Annotated in this window: 13 protein-coding genes; 10 read left to right on the top strand and 3 right to left on the bottom strand. The window is 60.8% G+C overall.

Annotated features, from left to right (window positions below; translation table 11 throughout):
* Window positions 1-71: 71 nt before the first annotated feature.
* From ileS to ACZ5C3_RS25155, 5 genes are all read left to right on the top strand, one after another.
* Complete coding sequence (gene ileS / locus ACZ5C3_RS25135) at window positions 72-3047, top strand: isoleucine--tRNA ligase (protein WP_464033843.1); 2976 nt, start codon at window positions 72-74, stop codon at window positions 3045-3047.
* A gap of 104 nt (window positions 3048-3151) precedes the next feature.
* Entirely contained in the window at window positions 3152-3652 is a 501-nt protein-coding gene (lspA, locus tag ACZ5C3_RS25140; RefSeq protein ID WP_464033844.1) for a signal peptidase II, read from the top strand.
* A gap of 86 nt (window positions 3653-3738) precedes the next feature.
* Window positions 3739-4497: a hypothetical protein gene (locus tag ACZ5C3_RS25145; protein ID WP_464033845.1), complete on the top strand. Its 759-nt coding sequence runs from the start codon at window positions 3739-3741 to the stop codon at window positions 4495-4497.
* A gap of 137 nt (window positions 4498-4634) precedes the next feature.
* On the top strand, window positions 4635-6029 hold the full coding sequence (locus ACZ5C3_RS25150) for a M16 family metallopeptidase (RefSeq protein WP_464044346.1): 1395 nt from the start codon (window positions 4635-4637) through the stop codon (window positions 6027-6029).
* Complete coding sequence (locus ACZ5C3_RS25155; protein WP_464033846.1) at window positions 6026-7393, top strand: M16 family metallopeptidase; 1368 nt, start codon at window positions 6026-6028, stop codon at window positions 7391-7393. The genes ACZ5C3_RS25150 and ACZ5C3_RS25155 overlap by 4 nt, the downstream gene beginning before the upstream one ends.
* 4 nt (window positions 7394-7397) lie before the next feature.
* Here ACZ5C3_RS25155 and ACZ5C3_RS25160 read toward each other — a convergent pair whose 3' ends face one another.
* Entirely contained in the window at window positions 7398-8030 is a 633-nt protein-coding gene (locus ACZ5C3_RS25160) for a LysE family translocator (protein ID WP_464033847.1), read from the bottom strand.
* 224 nt (window positions 8031-8254) lie between these two features.
* Here ACZ5C3_RS25160 and ACZ5C3_RS25165 point away from each other — a divergent pair, with 224 nt between their 5' ends.
* Entirely contained in the window at window positions 8255-8695 is a 441-nt protein-coding gene (locus tag ACZ5C3_RS25165; RefSeq protein WP_464033848.1) for a GNAT family N-acetyltransferase, read from the top strand.
* A 3-nt stretch (window positions 8696-8698) separates the two neighbouring features.
* Here ACZ5C3_RS25165 and ACZ5C3_RS25170 read toward each other — a convergent pair whose 3' ends face one another.
* The gene (locus ACZ5C3_RS25170; RefSeq protein ID WP_464033849.1) at window positions 8699-9646 is read right to left on the bottom strand and encodes an alpha/beta fold hydrolase; all 948 of its coding nucleotides are present in this window, start codon (window positions 9644-9646) and stop codon (window positions 8699-8701) included.
* 283 nt (window positions 9647-9929) lie between these two features.
* Between ACZ5C3_RS25170 and ACZ5C3_RS25175 the strand changes: the two genes are divergently transcribed.
* Complete coding sequence (locus tag ACZ5C3_RS25175) at window positions 9930-10397, top strand: Hsp20 family protein (RefSeq protein ID WP_464033850.1); 468 nt, start codon at window positions 9930-9932, stop codon at window positions 10395-10397.
* Window positions 10398-10488: 91 nt separating this feature from the next.
* The gene (locus ACZ5C3_RS25180; protein ID WP_464033851.1) at window positions 10489-10896 is read left to right on the top strand and encodes a hypothetical protein; all 408 of its coding nucleotides are present in this window, start codon (window positions 10489-10491) and stop codon (window positions 10894-10896) included.
* Between the two features lie 44 nt (window positions 10897-10940).
* On the opposite strand, the gene ACZ5C3_RS25185 is transcribed toward ACZ5C3_RS25180, so the two are convergent.
* On the bottom strand, window positions 10941-11816 hold the full coding sequence (locus ACZ5C3_RS25185) for a hypothetical protein (protein ID WP_464033852.1): 876 nt from the start codon (window positions 11814-11816) through the stop codon (window positions 10941-10943).
* A 447-nt stretch (window positions 11817-12263) separates the two neighbouring features.
* On the opposite strand from ACZ5C3_RS25185, the gene gltB reads away from it, so the two are divergent.
* On the top strand, window positions 12264-16985 hold the full coding sequence (gene gltB, locus ACZ5C3_RS25190) for a glutamate synthase large subunit (RefSeq protein ID WP_464033853.1): 4722 nt from the start codon (window positions 12264-12266) through the stop codon (window positions 16983-16985).
* Window positions 16986-17028: 43 nt separating this feature from the next.
* Window positions 17029-18486, top strand: a complete 1458-nt coding sequence (locus ACZ5C3_RS25195) for a glutamate synthase subunit beta (protein WP_464033854.1) — start codon at window positions 17029-17031, stop codon at window positions 18484-18486.
* Window positions 18487-18500 lie beyond the last annotated feature (14 nt).

Below are 18500 nucleotides of genomic sequence, written 5' to 3' on the forward strand. Positions count from 1 at the left end.
CATCGCCCAACCCCGGCATTTTACCCGAACCGGGTTTCCACTTCCCGCCAAAACGCGCTATTCACCCCGCCATGACCGAAAAGCCCAAATCCGACGCCGCCGATTACTCCAAAACCCTCTATCTGCCGCAGACGGACTTCCCGATGCGCGCGGGCCTGCCCCAGCGCGAACCGGAAATTCTGGCGCGATGGAACGAGATCGACCTTTACAAGCAGCTCCGCGAGACCGCGAAGTCGCGCCCAAAATTCGTGCTGCACGACGGCCCGCCCTATGCCAACGGCAACATTCACATCGGTCACGCGCTCAACAAGATCCTGAAAGACGTGGTGACCAAGAGCCAGCAGATGCTGGGGCATGACTCTAATTATGTGCCCGGCTGGGACTGCCACGGCCTGCCGATCGAATGGAAGATCGAGGAAGAATACCGCTCCAAGGGCAAGAACAAGGATGCGGTTCCCATCATCGAGTTCCGCCGCGAGTGCCGCGCCTTCGCGCAGAAGTGGATCGACATCCAGCGCGAAGAGTTCAAGCGGCTCGGGGTGATTGGCGACTGGGCCCACCCCTACACAACGATGAACTATTTTGCCGAAGCGCAGATCGCTCGCGAACTGATGAAGTTCGCAGCCAATGGCACGCTGTATCGCGGCTCCAAGCCCGTGATGTGGAGTGTCGTGGAAAAGACTGCGCTGGCCGAAGCGGAAGTCGAATACGAGGATTACACCTCGGACACGGTTTGGGTGAAGTTTCCGGTCGCGGCTGCCTTTGGCCGGCTCGCCAATGCATCGGTCGTCATCTGGACGACCACGCCGTGGACGCTGCCCGGCAACCGCGCCATCAGCTTCTCGCGCAAGATTTCCTACGGTCTGTACAAGGTCACCGATGCGCCAGCCGACAATTGGGCGAAAACCGGCGATCTTCTCATTCTCGCGGACAAGCTTGCTGAGGACGTGTTCAAGCAGGCACGCGTCACGGCCTTCGAGAAGGTCAGTGATGTTTCCGCCGACATCCTCGACGCAGTTGAGTGCGTGCACCCATTAAAGGGTCTCGATGGCGGTTACGAGTTTACCGTACCGCTGCTTGCTGGCGATCATGTCACCGACGACACCGGCACCGGCTTCGTGCACACGGCGCCGGGCCACGGACGTGAAGACTTCGATATCTGGACGGCGAATGCACGCGAGCTCGACGCACGTGGGATTAACGTCACAATCCCCTACACAGTCGACGCCAACGGCGCGCTGACCGAACAGGCACCGGGCTTCACAGGCAAGCGTGTCATCAACGACAAAGGCGAGAAAGGCGACGCCAACGAAAGCGTCATCAAGGCGCTGGTCGAGCGCGGCATGCTGCTCGCGCGTGGCCGTCTCAAACACCAATATCCGCATTCGTGGCGCTCGAAGAAGCCGGTGATCTTCCGCAACACGCCGCAATGGTTCATCGCGATGGACAAGGACATTGCAGTTGCCGGCAAGGCGAAATCCGACGACACGCTGCGCGCCCGTGCATTGCAGGCGATTTCCGTCACGCGCTGGGTGCCCGAGCAAGGCCAGAATCGTATCACCGGCATGATCTCCGGCCGTCCGGACTGGGTGGTGTCGCGCCAGCGCGCTTGGGGCGTGCCGATCACCGTGTTCGTCCGTGAAAAAGGCGACGGCTCGGCAGAAATCCTGCAGGACGAGGCCGTCAACAAGCGCATCGCCGATGCTTTCGAACAGGAAGGTGCCGACGCATGGTACGCGGAAGGCGCGCGCGAACGTTTCCTCGGCTCCCATGCCAACGAGGAATGGAAGAAGGTCGACGACATTCTCGACGTCTGGTTCGATTCAGGTTCTACGCATGCGTTCGTGCTGGAAGATCCGGTTCATTTCCCTGGGTTCGCCGGCCTGAAGCGCAAGGTCGATGGCGGCCAGGACACAGTGATGTATCTCGAAGGCAGCGACCAGCATCGTGGCTGGTTTCACTCCTCACTGCTTGAGAGCTGCGGTACGCGTGGCCGCGCGCCCTACGATGTGGTGCTGACCCATGGCTTCACGCTCGATGAGCATGGCCGCAAGATGTCAAAGTCTCTCGGCAACACCATCGAGCCGCAGAAGGTCATCAAGGACTCCGGCGCCGACATCCTGCGCCTGTGGGTGTGCGCTACCGACTATGCCGACGACCAGCGCATCGGACCGGAGATCCTCAAGAACACGATCGAGACTTATCGCAAGCTGCGCAACACCCTCCGCTGGATGCTGGGCAGCCTCGCGCATTTCAGCGATGAAGATCGGATCAAGGCCGACGACATGCCGGAGCTCGAGCGGCTCATGCTGCATCGTCTGTCGGAGGTCGATGAGGTGGTTCGGCAAGCCTACGCCGATTTCGACTATAAGACCGTGGTCGCAACGCTTTCTGCATTTATGAACACCGAATTGTCGGCGTTCTACTTCGACATCCGCAAGGACACGCTGTATTGCGATCCGCCGTCATCGATTGCACGCAAGTCAGCCCTGACGGTGATCGATTATCTATTCCGCGCCATCGTCACATGGCTCGCGCCCATTCTAAGTTTCACGACGGAAGAAACCTGGATGTCGCGCTATGGCCAGTCCGCCAAATCGGTGCATCTTGAGTTGTTCCAGCATGTTCTCGCCGCCTGGCGCAACGATGCGCTCGCGAAGAAATGGGAAACCATCCGCGACGTCCGCCGCGTGGTGACGGGAGCCCTTGAGATCGAGCGCGCCGCCAAACGGATCGGCTCGTCCTTAGAAGCCTCGCCGCTGGTGTACGTGTCGGACAAGGCAGTCTTTGCGACGCTATTCGATGTGGATCTCGCTGAAGTGGGCATCACCTCCAACGCGATGGTGTCGACCGATGAAGCGCCTGCAGGTGCGTTCAGATTGAACGACGTCCCGGGTGTCGCGGTGGTGGTTGAAAAGGCTGTCGGCACCAAATGCGCCCGCTCGTGGAAAATCCTGCCAACGGTCGGCGACGATCCGGAATATCCCGACGTGACACCGCGTGATGCCCAAGCCCTGCGTGAGCGGAAGGCATTGGGACTCGTCTGACACTTCAAGCCCGACCCGTCGCGGGCCGCCGCGACGGAAAAAAACCGTAGAACCAGGCCGGGCATGACGGCGGACGATCTCCTGTCGTGAATTTGAGGCGTTTGATGTCTCCCTTCTTCCGATCCGGGCTCATCGCAGCCATTGCTACGCTGATCCTTGATCAGGCGTCGAAGCTATGGCTGCTCAACGTGTTTGAGCTCGGCCGCCGGGGGGCCGTGACGGTGACCTCGTTTTTCGATCTCGTGCTCGCCTGGAATACGGGCATCAGCTACGGCTGGTTCCAGGACTCAGGCCCCGTCGGTCAGGCTATTCTGCTTGCGATCAAGGTCGTGGCAGTGATCGTGCTGGCAATTTGGATGGCGCGCTCCGGCACCCGTCTCGCGGTGATCGGCCTGGGGCTCATTATTGGAGGGGCAATCGGCAATGGAATCGACCGGCTGGCCTACGGCGCTGTGGTCGATTTTGCCCTTTTCCACATCGAAATCGGTGGAAAAACCTACAACTGGTACGTGTTTAACCTTGCCGATGCCGCCATCGTTGCCGGGGTCGCGGCCCTCCTGTATGACTCATTTGTGAGCCCCAGCGCCGCAAAAAGGCCCTCATAACAACGGATAGGGCGTGCTAGACAACACAGGCGTGCCTCATGGCAGTGTCTGGCAGCCATACGAGACAACGGATCAGGATGAACGCAATGCGTGAGACCGACAGCAACGGTTCAGGTGCGATGTCATCAGGAATTTCTCTCCTTCTCCGCCCCAAAATGTGGGCCGGTGCAATCCGGCTGGCCGCGGTCCTGTTGGGCGTGGGTCTGGTGCTGAGCGCAGGACCCGTCCGCGCACAGGACGACGAGGACGAAGATAGCCGGACCTTCGAACAGAAGTTCATGGACAACATCATGAGCGGTCTGGGCGCGAAGCGGATGGAAGACGCCGGAATTGACTACCGCGAACGTTCGCCGCTGGTGGTTCCTTCAAAGGTTGATCTGCCGAAGCCGGAAACGGGCAAGCCGAAGCTCGCTCCGAACTGGCCGAAGGATCCGGACGAGAGGGAACGCAAAGCCGCGAAGGAAGCGCGTAAACAGAAGGCTGTCAGCCCCGAAGAAGCTCGCATGCCATTGATGCCGAGTGAACTCGCGTCGAAAGCTTCGCAAGGCAGCAGCCGGACCCCCGACAGCACCAGCCCGGGAAGCAACGGCTCGGACAAGCCGTTCATGATGATGCCATCTGACCTTGGTTACGTTGGCGGGATATTTTCGAATCCGTTCTCCAGCAAGAAGCAGGAAGCTGCGAAATTCGATAAAGAACCCGATCGCGATGAGCTGACCCAGCCGCCGGTAGGCTATCAGACACCGTCGCCAAACTACGCCTACGGTGTGGGAGACGGTAAGCAAAAGGCTCCGAAAGAGACATGTGACCCCAGCTCCGGAAGGTGCGAGAAGACCTGGGATTAATTCCGATCGTCTCCAGCTGGTTGCTGTGACTGAATGACCACGATCCAGCTGAATGAGATCGTTTCAGGGCCCTGTAATGCCGCCTCTTGCAGCCCTGAGCTTGTCCCAGCGGTGTGTCCGCAGCCCGGGAACAAGATATGACATCCTCTCGCCGTTTCCTCGTCCGAGCCGCTGCAGCGGTCGGTCTTTTGTTGTCCCCTGTGGCTGCGCAGTCCGTCACAGCGCAAACAGGCACCCGCCCCGCGACGTTCACGCTCGATAACGGGTTGAACGTCATTGTCATTCCGGATCACCGGACGCCGGTGGTGACGCAGATGATCTGGTACAAGGTCGGGTCCGCTGACGAGACGCCTGGCAAATCCGGACTGGCGCACTTCCTCGAACACCTGATGTTCAAGGGGACCGAGGCTCATCCCGCCGGCGAATTCTCAGGCGTCATTTCGCGGATCGGCGGCAATGAGAACGCCTTCACGTCCACGGATTACACGGCCTATTTCCAGCGCGTGCCCCGCGATCAGCTCGCCACCATGATGACATTCGAGGCGGATCGGATGACCGGCCTGGTCCTGAAGGACGAAAACGTCCTGCCTGAACGTGATGTTGTGCTGGAGGAGTACAACATGCGCGTCGCCAACAATCCCGATGCGCGGCTGACCGAACAGATCATGGCGGCGCTGTATCTCAACCATCCCTATGGCCGCCCGGTCATTGGATGGCGTGGAGAAATCGAGAAGCTCAATCGCGAAGACGCATTAGAATTCTACAAACGTTTCTACGCGCCCAACAACGCCACGCTGGTGATTGCTGGAGACGTCGAAGCAGACGATATCCGGCCAGTCATCGAGGCCACCTACGGCAAGGTGCCGCCGCAGCCATCCATCCCTGCGCAGCGCGTCCGTCCACAGGAGCCGGCCCCCGCCGCCCCGCGCACCGTGACACTCGCCGATCCGCGCGTCGAACAGCCCACTATGAGGCGCTACTATCTGGTCCCGTCCGCCGTATCGGCTGCGCCCACTGAGAGCGCTGCACTGGAAGTCCTTGCGCAATTGATGGGCAGCGGCAGCAATGCATATCTTTACCGTGCGCTGGTGGTGGACAAGCCGCTCGCGGTGAGTGCGGGTGCCTGGTATCAAGGCACTGCAATCGACCCCTCGCAATTCGGCATCTCCGCGTCACCGAAGCCCGGCGTGGAATTTTCGCAGCTTGAGCAAGGCATCGACGAGGTTATCGCCGAACTGGCGAAAAATCCGGTGCCCGCTGCCGATCTTGAACGCGTGAAAACGCAGATGATCGCTGAAGCGATCTACGCGCAGGACAGCCAGACCACGCTGGCGCGCTGGTACGGCGCAGCCGTGACCGTCGGTCTCAGCGTCGACGATATTAGAAGCTGGCCGGATCGCGTACGCGCCGTCACCGCCGAGCAGGTCCGTGACGCAGCGCAGACCTGGCTCGAAAAGAAACGTTCGGTCACCGGTTACCTGATCAAGGATACCTCTGCGACAGCGGCCAAGCGTGAGGAGAAGCGTTCGTGATCACCACACGCCGGGACCTGCCCCGCATCGCAGCTGCACTTGTACTCGCCGCAACATCGCTTTTCACGGCTCCCCAACCTGCGTCCGCCGCGACGAAAATCCAGCGACTGGTCTCGCCGGGCGGCATCGAAGCATGGTTCGTGCAGGACGCCACCGTGCCGCTGGTGGCGATGGAATACGCCTTCACTGGCGGATCGACGCAGGACACCGCCGACAAACAGGGCATCGGCAGTTTCACTGCCAACATGCTTGACGAAGGCGCCGGCGATCTCGACACCAAGGTCTTCCACGAGCGGCTTGAGCGGCGCGCCATCACGATGAACTTTTCGGTGACTCGCGACTATTTCCGCGGGTCCATGCGCATGCTCAAGGAAGACAGCGGCGAAGCCTTTGACTTACTGCGATTGGCGCTCACCTCTCCGCGGTTCGATGCCGAGCCGTTGGAACGCGTTCGCTCGCAGATGATCTCGAACGCGCGCCGCGAGACCACGAATCCCGTTGCCATCGCGGGTCATCGCTTCTGGGAAGAAGCCTTTGGCACGCATCCCTATGCATGGCGGCCAAATGGCTCGGTGGAGAGTCTCTCAGCCATTCAGGCTGCTGACCTCAAGAATTTTGCGCAGCGCGTATTGGCGAAAGACACGCTGAAGGTTGCTGTCGTTGGCGACATCGATGCTGACACCCTCGGCAAGTTGCTCGATAAGACATTCGGAGCGCTGCCCGCCAAAGCCAACCTGAGGCCAGTCCCCGTAACTGATGCGACAAAGCCGCCGAAGCATGCATCCGTCGTGCTGGACGTGCCGCAGAGCTCCATCAATTTTGGAGGTCCCGGCATCGCGCGTAACGATCCGGACTTCATGGCCGCCTATATTGTGAACCACATCCTGGGTGGCGGCTCTTTTTCGTCGCGGCTTTACAAGGAAGTGCGCGAGAAACGCGGCCTTGCTTACTCCGTGTCGCAATCCTTGATCTGGATGAACAAGTCGTCGATCTTTGCCGGCACGACGGCCACCCGCGCAGACAAGGCCACCGAGACACTCGATACCATCACGAGTGAGATCGCGCAGATGGGCCGTGACGGCCCGACGCAGCAGGAACTGGACGAGGCGAAATCCTATCTCAAGGGATCGCAGATGCTGGCGCTCGACACGTCGTCAAAGATCGCAAGCGTGCTCGTGCAGTACCAGCTCGATAACCTCGGCATCGATTACATCGAAAAACGCAATGCGATCATCGATGCCGTAACGCTGGATGATACCAAGCGCGTCGCGAAGCGCATTTGGGGCCAGGGCATCCTGAGCGTTAGCGTCGGCCGTGCGTCGCAGGCTGCTGCCGAACCGGCCGCGCCTGCCAAAGCCAACTAGAGCTCTAGCGCACCTCGATCATCGCCACGCGAACACCGAGATAGACGAACAGTGCGCCAAGCGAGCGGTTGACCCAGGCGACCGCTCGCTTGGCCCTTCTTGCGCGATGCGCGGCTTTTGCTGCCGCCACAGCGACGGCGGCATTCCAGAGCGTGCCGTTGATGTTGAAAATGATCCCCAGGACCGCAAAAGCGACCGCCTTGTGAGGTGAATCGGCGGCGACGAACTGCGGCAGAAACGCCAGGAAGAACAGCGCCACTTTCGGATTCAGCGCATTGGTCAGCGTGCCCTGCCAGAACACGGTCCGCAGACTGACGGGCCCTTCGCGATCCGACACCTCATCTGCTGCTCCGGTGCTAAGCAACATCCGGACGCCCATCCAGCAGAGATAAATGGCACCGACCAGCTTCACCACCGTAAAGGCTGCGGATGAGGCGGCCAAAAGTGCGGACAAACCGATGGCAGCTGCGAAAACATGCACGAGGCAACCGCAACAAATGCCGAGCGCCGCAGCGATGCCACCACGCCAGCCGAGCTGAACGCTGCGGCCGACGATATAAGCCGTGTCAGGGCCTGGCGTGACATTCAGCAGGACGCCGGAGAGAACGAACAGCCAGAGATCATGAATACCGAACATCTTTCACCTGCGCCCTGATGCGGTAAGCTGCACATTACATACGAGTGGAGCAGATTTGACGTTCGCTACACTGCTTGCCGCAAATTCGTTATGCGAAGTCAAATCCCAAGCTCCGCTAGAATCTTATCTTTACGAGTGGTCTTTCGATTCTAACGTTCGCTAAAGTGCCTACCGAGATAGGATGCGAACGTTAGAATCGGACCACTAGCAAGCAGGTACCCGTCATGATTCGTCTCGCCCGCGCTCAAGAGGCCGCCGTTGTAGCAGCCATCGTTCATGCGGCCTACGTGGTCTATTTGCCGCGCATCGGGCGCGAGCCGGGTCCTATGCTCGACGACTACGACGAACTGGTCGCCGAGGGCAGTGTGTACGTTCTTGAAGAGGGCGGGGAGATCGAGGGTCTCATCGTGCTTATTCCTGAAGACAGGACGATGCTGCTCGACAACGTCGCCGTCCGCCCCGAGGCGCAGGGCAAGGGATACGGCAACCGACTTATCGCTTTCGCTGAAGACGAGGCACGGGCCGCAGGCTACGATTCCATTCGCCTGTTCACCCACGAACTGATGACGGAAAACCAGGCGCGCTACAAATACCTTGGATTCGTCGAGACCCATCGCGGCGAAGAGAAGGGTCTGAAACGCGTCTATATGACCAAGGCACTTTGATAGCTAGCCGAATAACGGCGTGCCTGGAACGAACGCATCGAACGCGGCCCAGAACTGCTGGCGATAACGATCCTGCTCCTGCAGGATTTCGTGTTTGGAGCCGGCAATGACGAGGTGCGATCCGGCGCGCAGGTGATAGGCGAACTCCTCGATCGCCGCGGTGGACACGACCGTATCGTTGCTGGCGGCAAGCATCAAAATCGGCTGACGAATGCGGGAGGGATAGTCCAGCGCGCGGAAGTCCATCATCGCCTTGAATGCGGTGTCCGCCCACGCCACTGTGGGAGATGCGATACCGAGCGTGGGGTCCTCCTCCAGGATCGCGATATTGCGCGCGTAGCGGACTGGATCGGATGTCAGAGGATTGCCGACAAAGCCGTTCGTTCCCATCAGCTTGCCGTTGCCACCGGGCACATAGGTGCCACCCATGCCGAGCCAACGCAGTCCACGCACCAGCATTCGTGTCGGTACCTTCATGCTGAGACCGGGCAGATCGATCATCGGCGCTGTGAGGACAATACGATCGAACCAGCGCTTGCCGGACCGTGCCACGCGCAACAGCACCGCGCCGCCCATCGAGTGCGCCAGCGCGAAATAAGGTGGCGGGCAATCCGGCAGCATGATCTGCTGCACGAAAGTCTCGACGTCGATTTCAAAATCGGAAAATCGGCGCACATAGCCCTTCCGCGGATCGCGCAGTTGCCGCGACGAATGGCCCTGCCCGCGCCAGTCGATCATCGCAACGGCGAAGCCTCGCTCACGCAGGTCCCGCACCGTCTCGAAATATTTCTCAATGCTTTCGGCGCGGCCGGTGAAGACGCAGACCGTGCCTTTGCGGTTGGCAGGTGGCTGCCAGCGCGCAAATCGCAATTCGGCGCCATCCGGCGTCTTGATGGTGCCGCTCACGACATTGTCGGGCACGGGATTGGACGGCGTGGAAACGAGCGTCATGGGCGGGACCAACAGTGCAAATAAATCGGAAAAACCGGCAGGAGACGGGGAACAAAAAAGAGAGGCCGAATCCCTCTTGAACACCCGGAACCCCCTCCCATATCAGTTTCGTGCAGGCCTCTCTAGGCTGCACGCAGAACGAAAACCCGGCCCAATGGCGGGTTGTCTGCTCTTTAAATCAAAGAGTGGCGCGTTGTGCATGTGCGACGGTTTCTTGGCCAAGTTTCTTGGACGAAGCGTCACGCCTGAAAACGCGCTAGTCGCTCATTAGGAGGACTACACCATGCGTACTTTCGATCTCACTCCGTTTCATCGTTCCACCGTTGGTTTCGACCGCCTGTTTTCGCTGCTCGATCAAGTGAACGGCGATGGCGCGCCGGGCTATCCGCCCTACAACATTGAGCGCACCGGCGAGAACGACTTCCGAATTACCGTTGCAGTATCCGGCTTCTCCCAGAACGAAATCTCGATTGTCGCGAAGGAAAATACGCTGACAATCAAGGGCGAGAAGGTTGCGAACGAGAACACCAAAGGCCACGCCGAGGTGCTCTATCGCGGCATCGCGTCGCGTGCTTTCGAGCGTCAGTTCCAGCTTGCCGACTTCGTGCAGGTCAAGAACGCCTCGCTTGAGAACGGCCTGCTCCATGTCGATCTCGTCCGCGAGATTCCGGAAGCCGCCAAGCCTCGCCAGATTCCGATCACCACATCGGCTTCTGCTGGCTCTCAGGTGACTGAGAAGGCTGCGGCCTAAGTTACCAGCTCATAACCTCCTGCAAACTACGAAGCGCCCCGATCCCCCGGGGCGCTTTTTTCTGCGCCGCGCGTTATCGAACCGCGGCTCGATGCCCGCCGACAAAACCACCATGAGCGATTCCTATTCACCTGCAGCCAAGCATCGCGAGGAGATTGGTTATCTCGCAATCGTTGCTGCGCTGATCGTGAGCCTCATCATGGTCACCTGGATCGTCGGCTACACCCATCGCGTCACGTATCTCGGCCCGGACAACGGCGCGGCTCAGACGGCGAGCGAAGTACGGTTGAGAACCGAGCCTGCGGCCGATTACAGGATCGTGCGCAATGAGATCTATGCGGGCTTGAAGGCCGGCTGCCGCTATGACTTCAACTACAGTCCGGAGTTCGGCACCAGCCGCGGCGCCAAATTCAATTATATCCGCTACGTCCGCAACGCGACGCTGGTGGATTGTCCGGAACAGCTGCCTCTGACGACAACGTCGCCCTCACCGAAGTGAGGACGACGCGCCGCACCTGTCTTCCCCGTCCCAGAGCGGAAAAATCAATCCAAGGGTTGTACCGGAGGCAACGCCTGCGTGGGCCAGAGCTTCAGTGTTGAAGCCGTTGCTGGCGCAGCAGGTGGCGAGGCAATGGCACTGACTGTGGCTGCCGGCTTTACCTCCGCGGTCTTGTCCAACGGAGCTGGTGCTGGGGACCGCTCGGCCGCCGGCGCTCCAGCGGCAGAATGCTCCGCCGGTGTTGCCACAGCTTTTGGCGTCTCGGATGAAGCAGCCGGGTTGGCGGCAGGAACCGGACCAGCCGATGGCGTCTGGCTCGCAACCTTCGGGGCGGCGCCACCCTTGGCAACACGCGGAACCGGCGCCGGTGGGCGCGGCGCACGGCGGAAATCCTGCTGATAAAGCGGCGGCCCCGGAGGGGGTCCGTAAGCGAGACTATCACCCACAGCGAGAGCCGGAACGAAGCGCATGATCCGGCCAGTCCGGGCATCGATCACCAGCCTGCCCTCAATCCCTCGGGGACCGGCCGCAGCCATGGTGTAAACCCAGCCTCGCCGGGCGACCGGACCAAGCGGCATATAGCCTGAAGAGCGAACGACGCTCACAACCTGATAGGGCGGCAATACAGGCCGAGGATACGGCGCACCCCGCTCCACTCGGATCGGAGGCAGCGCCGCGTCGGAATCCCGTTCGTACACGTCCGGCGCATAGGGCCCCTGCGCACGAGGCGCCGGTGCGTAATATCGCGGCGGTGGCGGCGCGACTTCATCCTCTATCGGTGGCGGCGCAGGCCCGCGGACATCCTCCACCACCGGGAGATCATCCACAGCCAACGCAGGCTGTGCAGCGAAAGACACGGAAGCCACCACGCCGACGGCGAAAGCCTGCCAAACCAGCCTTTTCCCCGAGAACAACGCCATTACATAACGCTCCCTTAGTGCCCCCCAAGAACCGTTCCAGACCGTCAGGTCGGTGACGAATGTCGTGTCGGATTTGGGCGGAGCTTGGGCCGCACAGCGGCGGCTTTATCTCATTCGCGAGGCAAGCGGATGGGGAAGATGTCTGCGTTGACCTATCCTGGCGGGGACTCACGCGCGCTTGTGTGATAGTAAAAAGTTTGGCAATCTCGTGGTTAGGACAGTATCACTGTCCCAATTTTCCGGGGAGACCCGGCACAGTTTTTGCGAATCTTTCGCAAGACTGACCTGAAGCAGGCCGCGTGTGAGCCGGAAACGGCACTAGCGAGCTGCACTTTCGAAAGCAAGGCTCGTCAGATGCGAGCGGTGGCCTTCAGGGTGCCGCAAGCGTCGAAGCTGCGGCCAAAATGGGTTTAAATAGACAGCTTCTAAGGAAGCGTGGGGATAAGAATGAGCGGGTCAGAGTTTGAACGTGACGACATCAAGGTGGATGCGCCCATGGCGGACCAGGCCTTGAAACCGCGCGAACATACTTGGCGCCCGGCAGCCGAAGGTCTGTACGATCCCGCACTGGAAAAAGATTCTTGCGGTGTCGGCTTCATCGCCAACATCAAGGGCAAGAAATCGCATCAGATCATCAGCGATGCCATCAGCATTCTTTGCAACCTCGAGCATCGCGGCGCTGTGGGCGCCGATCCACGCGCCGGCGACGGCGCAGGCATTCTCGTGCAGATTCCGCACGCTTTCTTCGCGCGCAAGGCCAAGGATCTCGGCTTTACGCTGCCGAAGCCCGGCGACTACGCCGTGGGATCGCTCTTCATGCCGCGCGAAAAGCCATGGCGTGAAGTCATCCAGGGCATCATCGCGGATCAGATCAAGAAAGAGCATCTGACGCTGATCGGCTGGCGCGAAGTGCCGACCGACAACTCATCGCTTGGTGAAACGGTCAAGCCGACCGAGCCGAACGTAATGCAGGTGTTCATCGGCCGTGGCCCGAACACCAAGTCGGAAGACGATTTCGAACGTCATCTCTACATCCTGCGCAAGGCGATCTCGAACGCGATCTATCAGCGTCGCGAGCGTTCGCTTGCGGGCTACTATCCGATGTCGCTGTCGTGCCGGACTGTCGTCTACAAGGGCATGTTCCTCGCGGACCAGCTCGGCAAGTACTATCCCGACCTGCATGAAGCGGATTTCGAATCCGCGCTGGCGCTGGTTCACCAGCGCTTCTCCACCAACACGTTCCCGGCGTGGTCGCTGGCGCATCCCTATCGCATGATTGCGCACAACGGCGAGATCAACACGCTGCGCGGCAACGTCAACTGGATGGCCGCACGTCAGGCATCGGTGAGCTCGGAGCTCTACGGCGAAGACATCACCAAGCTCTGGCCGATTTCCTATGAAGGGCAGTCCGACACGGCCTGCTTCGACAACGCGCTCGAATTCCTGGTGCAGGGCGGTTACTCGCTGTCTCACGCCGTGATGATGATGATTCCGGAAGCATGGGCCGGCAACCCGCTGATGGATGAGAAGCGGCGCTCGTTCTATGAATATCATGCGGCCCTGATGGAGCCATGGGACGGCCCGGCGGCGATTGCCTTCACTGACGGCCGGCAGATTGGCGCGACGCTCGATCGCAATGGCCTGCGTCCTGCGCGTTATCTCGTCACCAAAGATGACCGCATCGTCATGGCGTCCGAAATGGGCGTGCTGACGATTCCGGAAGACCAGATCGTCACCAAGTGGCGCCTGCAGCCCGGCAAGATGTTGTTGGTCGATCTTCAGCAGGGCCGCCTCATCCCCGACGACGAGATCAAGGCTGAATTGTCTAAGAGCCATCCTTATCGCGAATGGCTCGACCGCACGCAGATCGTGCTCGAAGACATGGCTGAATCGCCGGCCAAGGCTGCGCGTTCCAACTTGTCGCTGCTCGAACGTCAACAGACGTTTGGCTACAGCCAGGAAGATCTGAACATCCTGATGACGCCGATGGCGGCCACCGGTGAAGAAGCCGCGGGCTCCATGGGCACCGACACGCCGCTGTCAGCGCTGTCGAACAAGCCGAAGTCGCTGTTTACTTACTTCAAGCAGAACTTCGCACAGGTGACGAACCCGCCGATCGATCCGATCCGCGAAGAACTGGTGATGAGCCTCGTCTCCATCATCGGTCCGCGCCCGAACCTGTTCGACCTTGAAGGCCTGTCGAAGACCAAGCGCCTCGAAGTGCGCCAGCCGATCCTGACCGACGCAGATCTGGAGAAGATCCGCTCGATTTCGGAAGTGGGTGACAATCACTTCAAGTCGCGCGCGCTCGACACCACCTTCCACGCGGGCCTCGGAGCCTCGGGTATGGAGCAGGTGCTCGATGAGCTGTGCGGACGCGCCGAAGCAGCCGTGCGTGAGGGCGTCAACATCATCATCCTGTCGGACCGCGCTGCCGGCTCCGATCGCATTCCAATTCCGGCGCTGCTGGCCTGCGCCGCCGTGCACCATCACCTGATCCGCGTCGGTCTGCGCACCTCCGTCGGTCTCGTGGTCGAGTCCGGTGAGCCGCGCGAAGTGCATCACTTCGCCTGTCTCGCGGGCTATGGCGCTGAGGCGATCAACCCGTATCTGGCGTTCGAGTCCGCCATCGCGATGAAGGACCAACTGCCGGCCAAGCTCGACGACAAGGAAATCGTCAAGCGCTACATCAAGTCGATCGGCAAGGGCCTGCTCAAGGTCATGTCGAAGATGGGCATCTCCACCTATCAGTCCTATTGCGGCGCGCAGATTTTCGACGCCGTCGGCCTGAAGGCGGATTTCGTCGCCAAGTATTTCGCGGGTACGCATACGCGCATCGAAGGTGTCGGCCTCGCCGAGATCGCCGAAGAAACCGCGCGCCGACACAGCGAAGCCTTTGGCGACGAGCAGGTCTTCAAGACTGCTCTCGATGTCGGCGGCGAATACGCTTTCCGCTCCCGTGGCGAAGAGCACGCATGGAACGCAGAAACCGTCTCGCTGCTTCAGCATGCCGTGCGCGGCAACTCGCAGGAGCGCTATCGCGCATTCGCAAAGGTTCTGAACGAGCAATCCGAGCGCTTGCTGACGCTGCGTGGCCTGTTCCGCATCAAGACTGCCGAGGACGACAAGCGCAAGCCGGTGCCGCTCGATGAAGTCGAGCCGGCGAAGGACATCGTCAAGCGCTTCGCCACCGGCGCGATGTCGTTCGGCTCCATTTCGCGTGAAGCGCACACCACGCTTGCGGTCGCCATGAACCGCATCGGCGGCAAGTCCAACACCGGCGAAGGCGGCGAGGAATCAGACCGCTTCAAGCCGCTTCCGAACGGCGACTCGCTGCGTTCGGCGATCAAGCAGGTGGCTTCGGGCCGTTTCGGCGTGACGACGGAATACCTCGTCAACTCCGACATGATGCAGATCAAGATGGCCCAGGGTGCGAAGCCCGGCGAAGGCGGTCAGTTGCCCGGCCACAAGGTCGACGCGACCATCGCCAAGGTGCGTCACTCGACCCCGGGCGTCGGCCTGATCTCGCCGCCGCCGCACCATGACATCTACTCGATCGAAGACCTCGCGCAGCTCATCTACGACCTCAAGAACGTCAATCCGGACGGTCAGGTGTCGGTAAAGCTCGTCTCGGAAATCGGCGTCGGCACGGTTGCCGCCGGCGTTGCCAAGGCACGCGCCGACCACGTCACCATTTCGGGCTTCGAGGGCGGCACCGGCGCTTCGCCTCTCACCTCGATCAAGCACGCCGGCTCTCCGTGGGAGCTCGGTATCGCCGAAACCCACCAGACGCTGGTGCGCGAACGTCTGCGCAGCCGCATCGTGGTGCAGGTCGACGGCGGTTTCCGTACCGGACGCGACGTCGTGATCGGCGCCCTGCTCGGCGCGGATGAAATGGGCTTTGCCACCGCTCCGCTGATTGCGGCCGGCTGCATCATGATGCGCAAGTGTCATCTCAACACTTGCCCGGTCGGCGTTGCGACACAGGATCCTGTGCTGCGCAAGCGCTTCACCGGCCAGCCTGAGCACGTGATCAATTACTTCTTCTTCGTTGCCGAAGAAGTGCGCGAGATCATGGCTTCCCTCGGCTTCCGCACCTTCCAGGAGATGGTCGGCCAGAGCCAGATGCTCGACCAGACCCGCCTGGTGGCACACTGGAAGGCAAAGGGCCTCGACTTCTCGAAGCTGTTCTACAAGCAGCAGGCGCTGCCCGGGCAGAAGATCTACCACGCGGAATCCCAGGATCATCACCTGGACAACGTGCTCGACCGTACCCTCATCAAGGAAGCTCGTGCGGCCATCGACCGCGGCGCACCGGTGAAGATCTCTGCCGAGATCCACAACACCGACCGCAGCGCAGGCGCGATGCTGTCCGGCGCAGTGGCGAAGGCCTACGGTCACGAAGGTCTGCCGCTCGACACCATTCATGTCAGCCTCAAGGGCACCGCAGGTCAGGCGTTTGGTGCTTGGCTGGCGCGTGGCGTCACCTTCGACCTCGAAGGCGAAGGCAACGACTATGTCGGCAAGGGCCTCTCCGGCGGACGCATCATCGTGCGGCCGCCGCGGATCTCGGGCATCGTGCCTGAGGAATCCATCATCGTCGGCAACACCGTTCTCTACGGCGCGATCGAGGGTGAAGCCTATCTGCAAGGTGTTGCGGGTGAGCGTTTCGCCGTACGCAACTCCGGTGCGGTTGCCGTTGTCGAAGGTGCAGGCGATCATTGCTGCGAATACATGACCGGCGGCATCGTCGTGGTGCTCGGCCGTACTGGCCGCAACTTCGCTGCCGGCATGTCGGGCGGCGTCGCCTATGTCATCGACGAGGACGGCACGTTCGAAAAGCGCTGCAACCTGGCGATGGTCGACCTCGAACCGGTCCTGTCCGAAGAGCTCATCAACGAGAACGCGTTCCACCAGAGCGGCGACCTCGAAGCTCATGGCCGTGTCGACGTGTTTGCGAACCTGCTCGGCGCCGACGTCGAGCGCCTCCATGTTCTGATCTCACGTCACGCCAAGCTCACCGGCTCGGCGCGGGCGCAGCACATTCTCGCGAACTGGAAGACGTATCTGCCGATGTTCCGCAAGGTCATGCCGGTCGAATACCGTCGCGCGCTGAAAGAGATGAAATCGCGCGAGCCGGAAGAGCCGAAAATCGCAATCGGCGCATGAGCAAATCGGTTTTTGAATTCTCCTTGTCGGGGCTTCGGGTTTAATGGGTAAGGTTACAGGTTTTCTCGAGATCGAGCGCAGCGACCGCCAATACACGCCGGTCGCGGAGCGGGTGAAGCATTTCAACGAATTCGTCATCCCGCTGAGCGAGAAGGACGTTCGCGATCAAGCCGCGCGCTGCATGAATTGCGGCATTCCGTATTGCCATGGCACCGGCTCGGTTCAGCCCGGTACGCCAGGCTGCCCGGTCAACAACCAGATTCCGGACTGGAACGACCTCGTCTACACCGGCAACTGGGAAGAAGCGTCGCGCAATCTGCATTCGACCAACAACTTCCCGGAGTTTACCGGCCGCATCTGCCCGGCGCCGTGCGAAGCGTCCTGTACGCTGAACATCAACGACAATCCGGTCACGATCAAAACCATCGAATGCGCCATCGTCGATCGCGCCTGGGACAACGGCTGGCTCAAGCCGGAGATCGCCGCGCAGAAGACCGGCAAAAAGGTCGCCGTGGTTGGCTCCGGTCCCGCAGGCCTCGCCGCTGCACAGCAACTCGCACGCGCTGGCCACGAAGTGCACGTGTTCGAGAAGTTCGCCAAGGCCGGCGGCTTGCTCCGCTACGGCATTCCGGACTTCAAGATGGAAAAGGGCATCATCGACCGCCGCGTGGCGCAGATGGAGGCCGAAGGCGTGGTCTTCCACTACAACACCGTGGTGGGTGGTGCTTATGCGGGCGCGACCGATCCGCAGGATCTCCTGAAGAATTTCGATGCCGTGGCGTTGACCGGCGGTGCGGAAGCGCCGCGCGATCTGCCGATCGCGGGCCGCGATCTCGACGGCATCCACTACGCGATGGATTTCCTGCCGCAGCAGAACCGCCGCGTGAGCAACGAGCCTCTGAACGGCACCCGCGAGATCCTCGCCAAGGGCAAGGATGTGGTCGTGATCGGCGGCGGTGATACGGGTTCAGACTGCATCGGCACTTCGATCCGTCAGGGCGCGTTGTCGGTCACTCAGCTTGAAATCATGCCGGCTCCGCCCGAGCGCGAAAACAAGGGCCTGAGCTGGCCGAACTGGCCGCTGAAGATGCGCATCTCGTCGAGCCAGGCGGAAGGCGCGAAGCGTGAATACGCCGTGCTGACCCAAAAGTTCTCCGGCGAGAACGGCAAAGTGACGAAAATGCACTGCGTGCACGTGGACGAGAAATTCCAGCCGGTGCCAGGTACAGAGTTTGAACTGAAGACTGAGCTCGTGCTGCTGGCCATGGGTTTCGTGCATCCCGTTCACGAAGGCCTGCTCAAGAAGCTCGGCATCGAGCTCGATCCGCGCGGCAATGTGCGCGCCTCGACCAACGACTACCAGACCTCGATTCCGAAGGTGTTTTCGTCGGGCGACATGCGCCGCGGCCAGTCGCTTGTCGTCTGGGCAATCCGCGAAGGCCGGCAGTGCGCAGCATCGATTGATCAGTACCTGATGGGATCAACCACCCTGCCCCGCTGATCTCCGGTGACAGA

The sequence above is a fragment of the Afipia dichlorophenoxyacetatis genome (assembly GCF_055386385.1).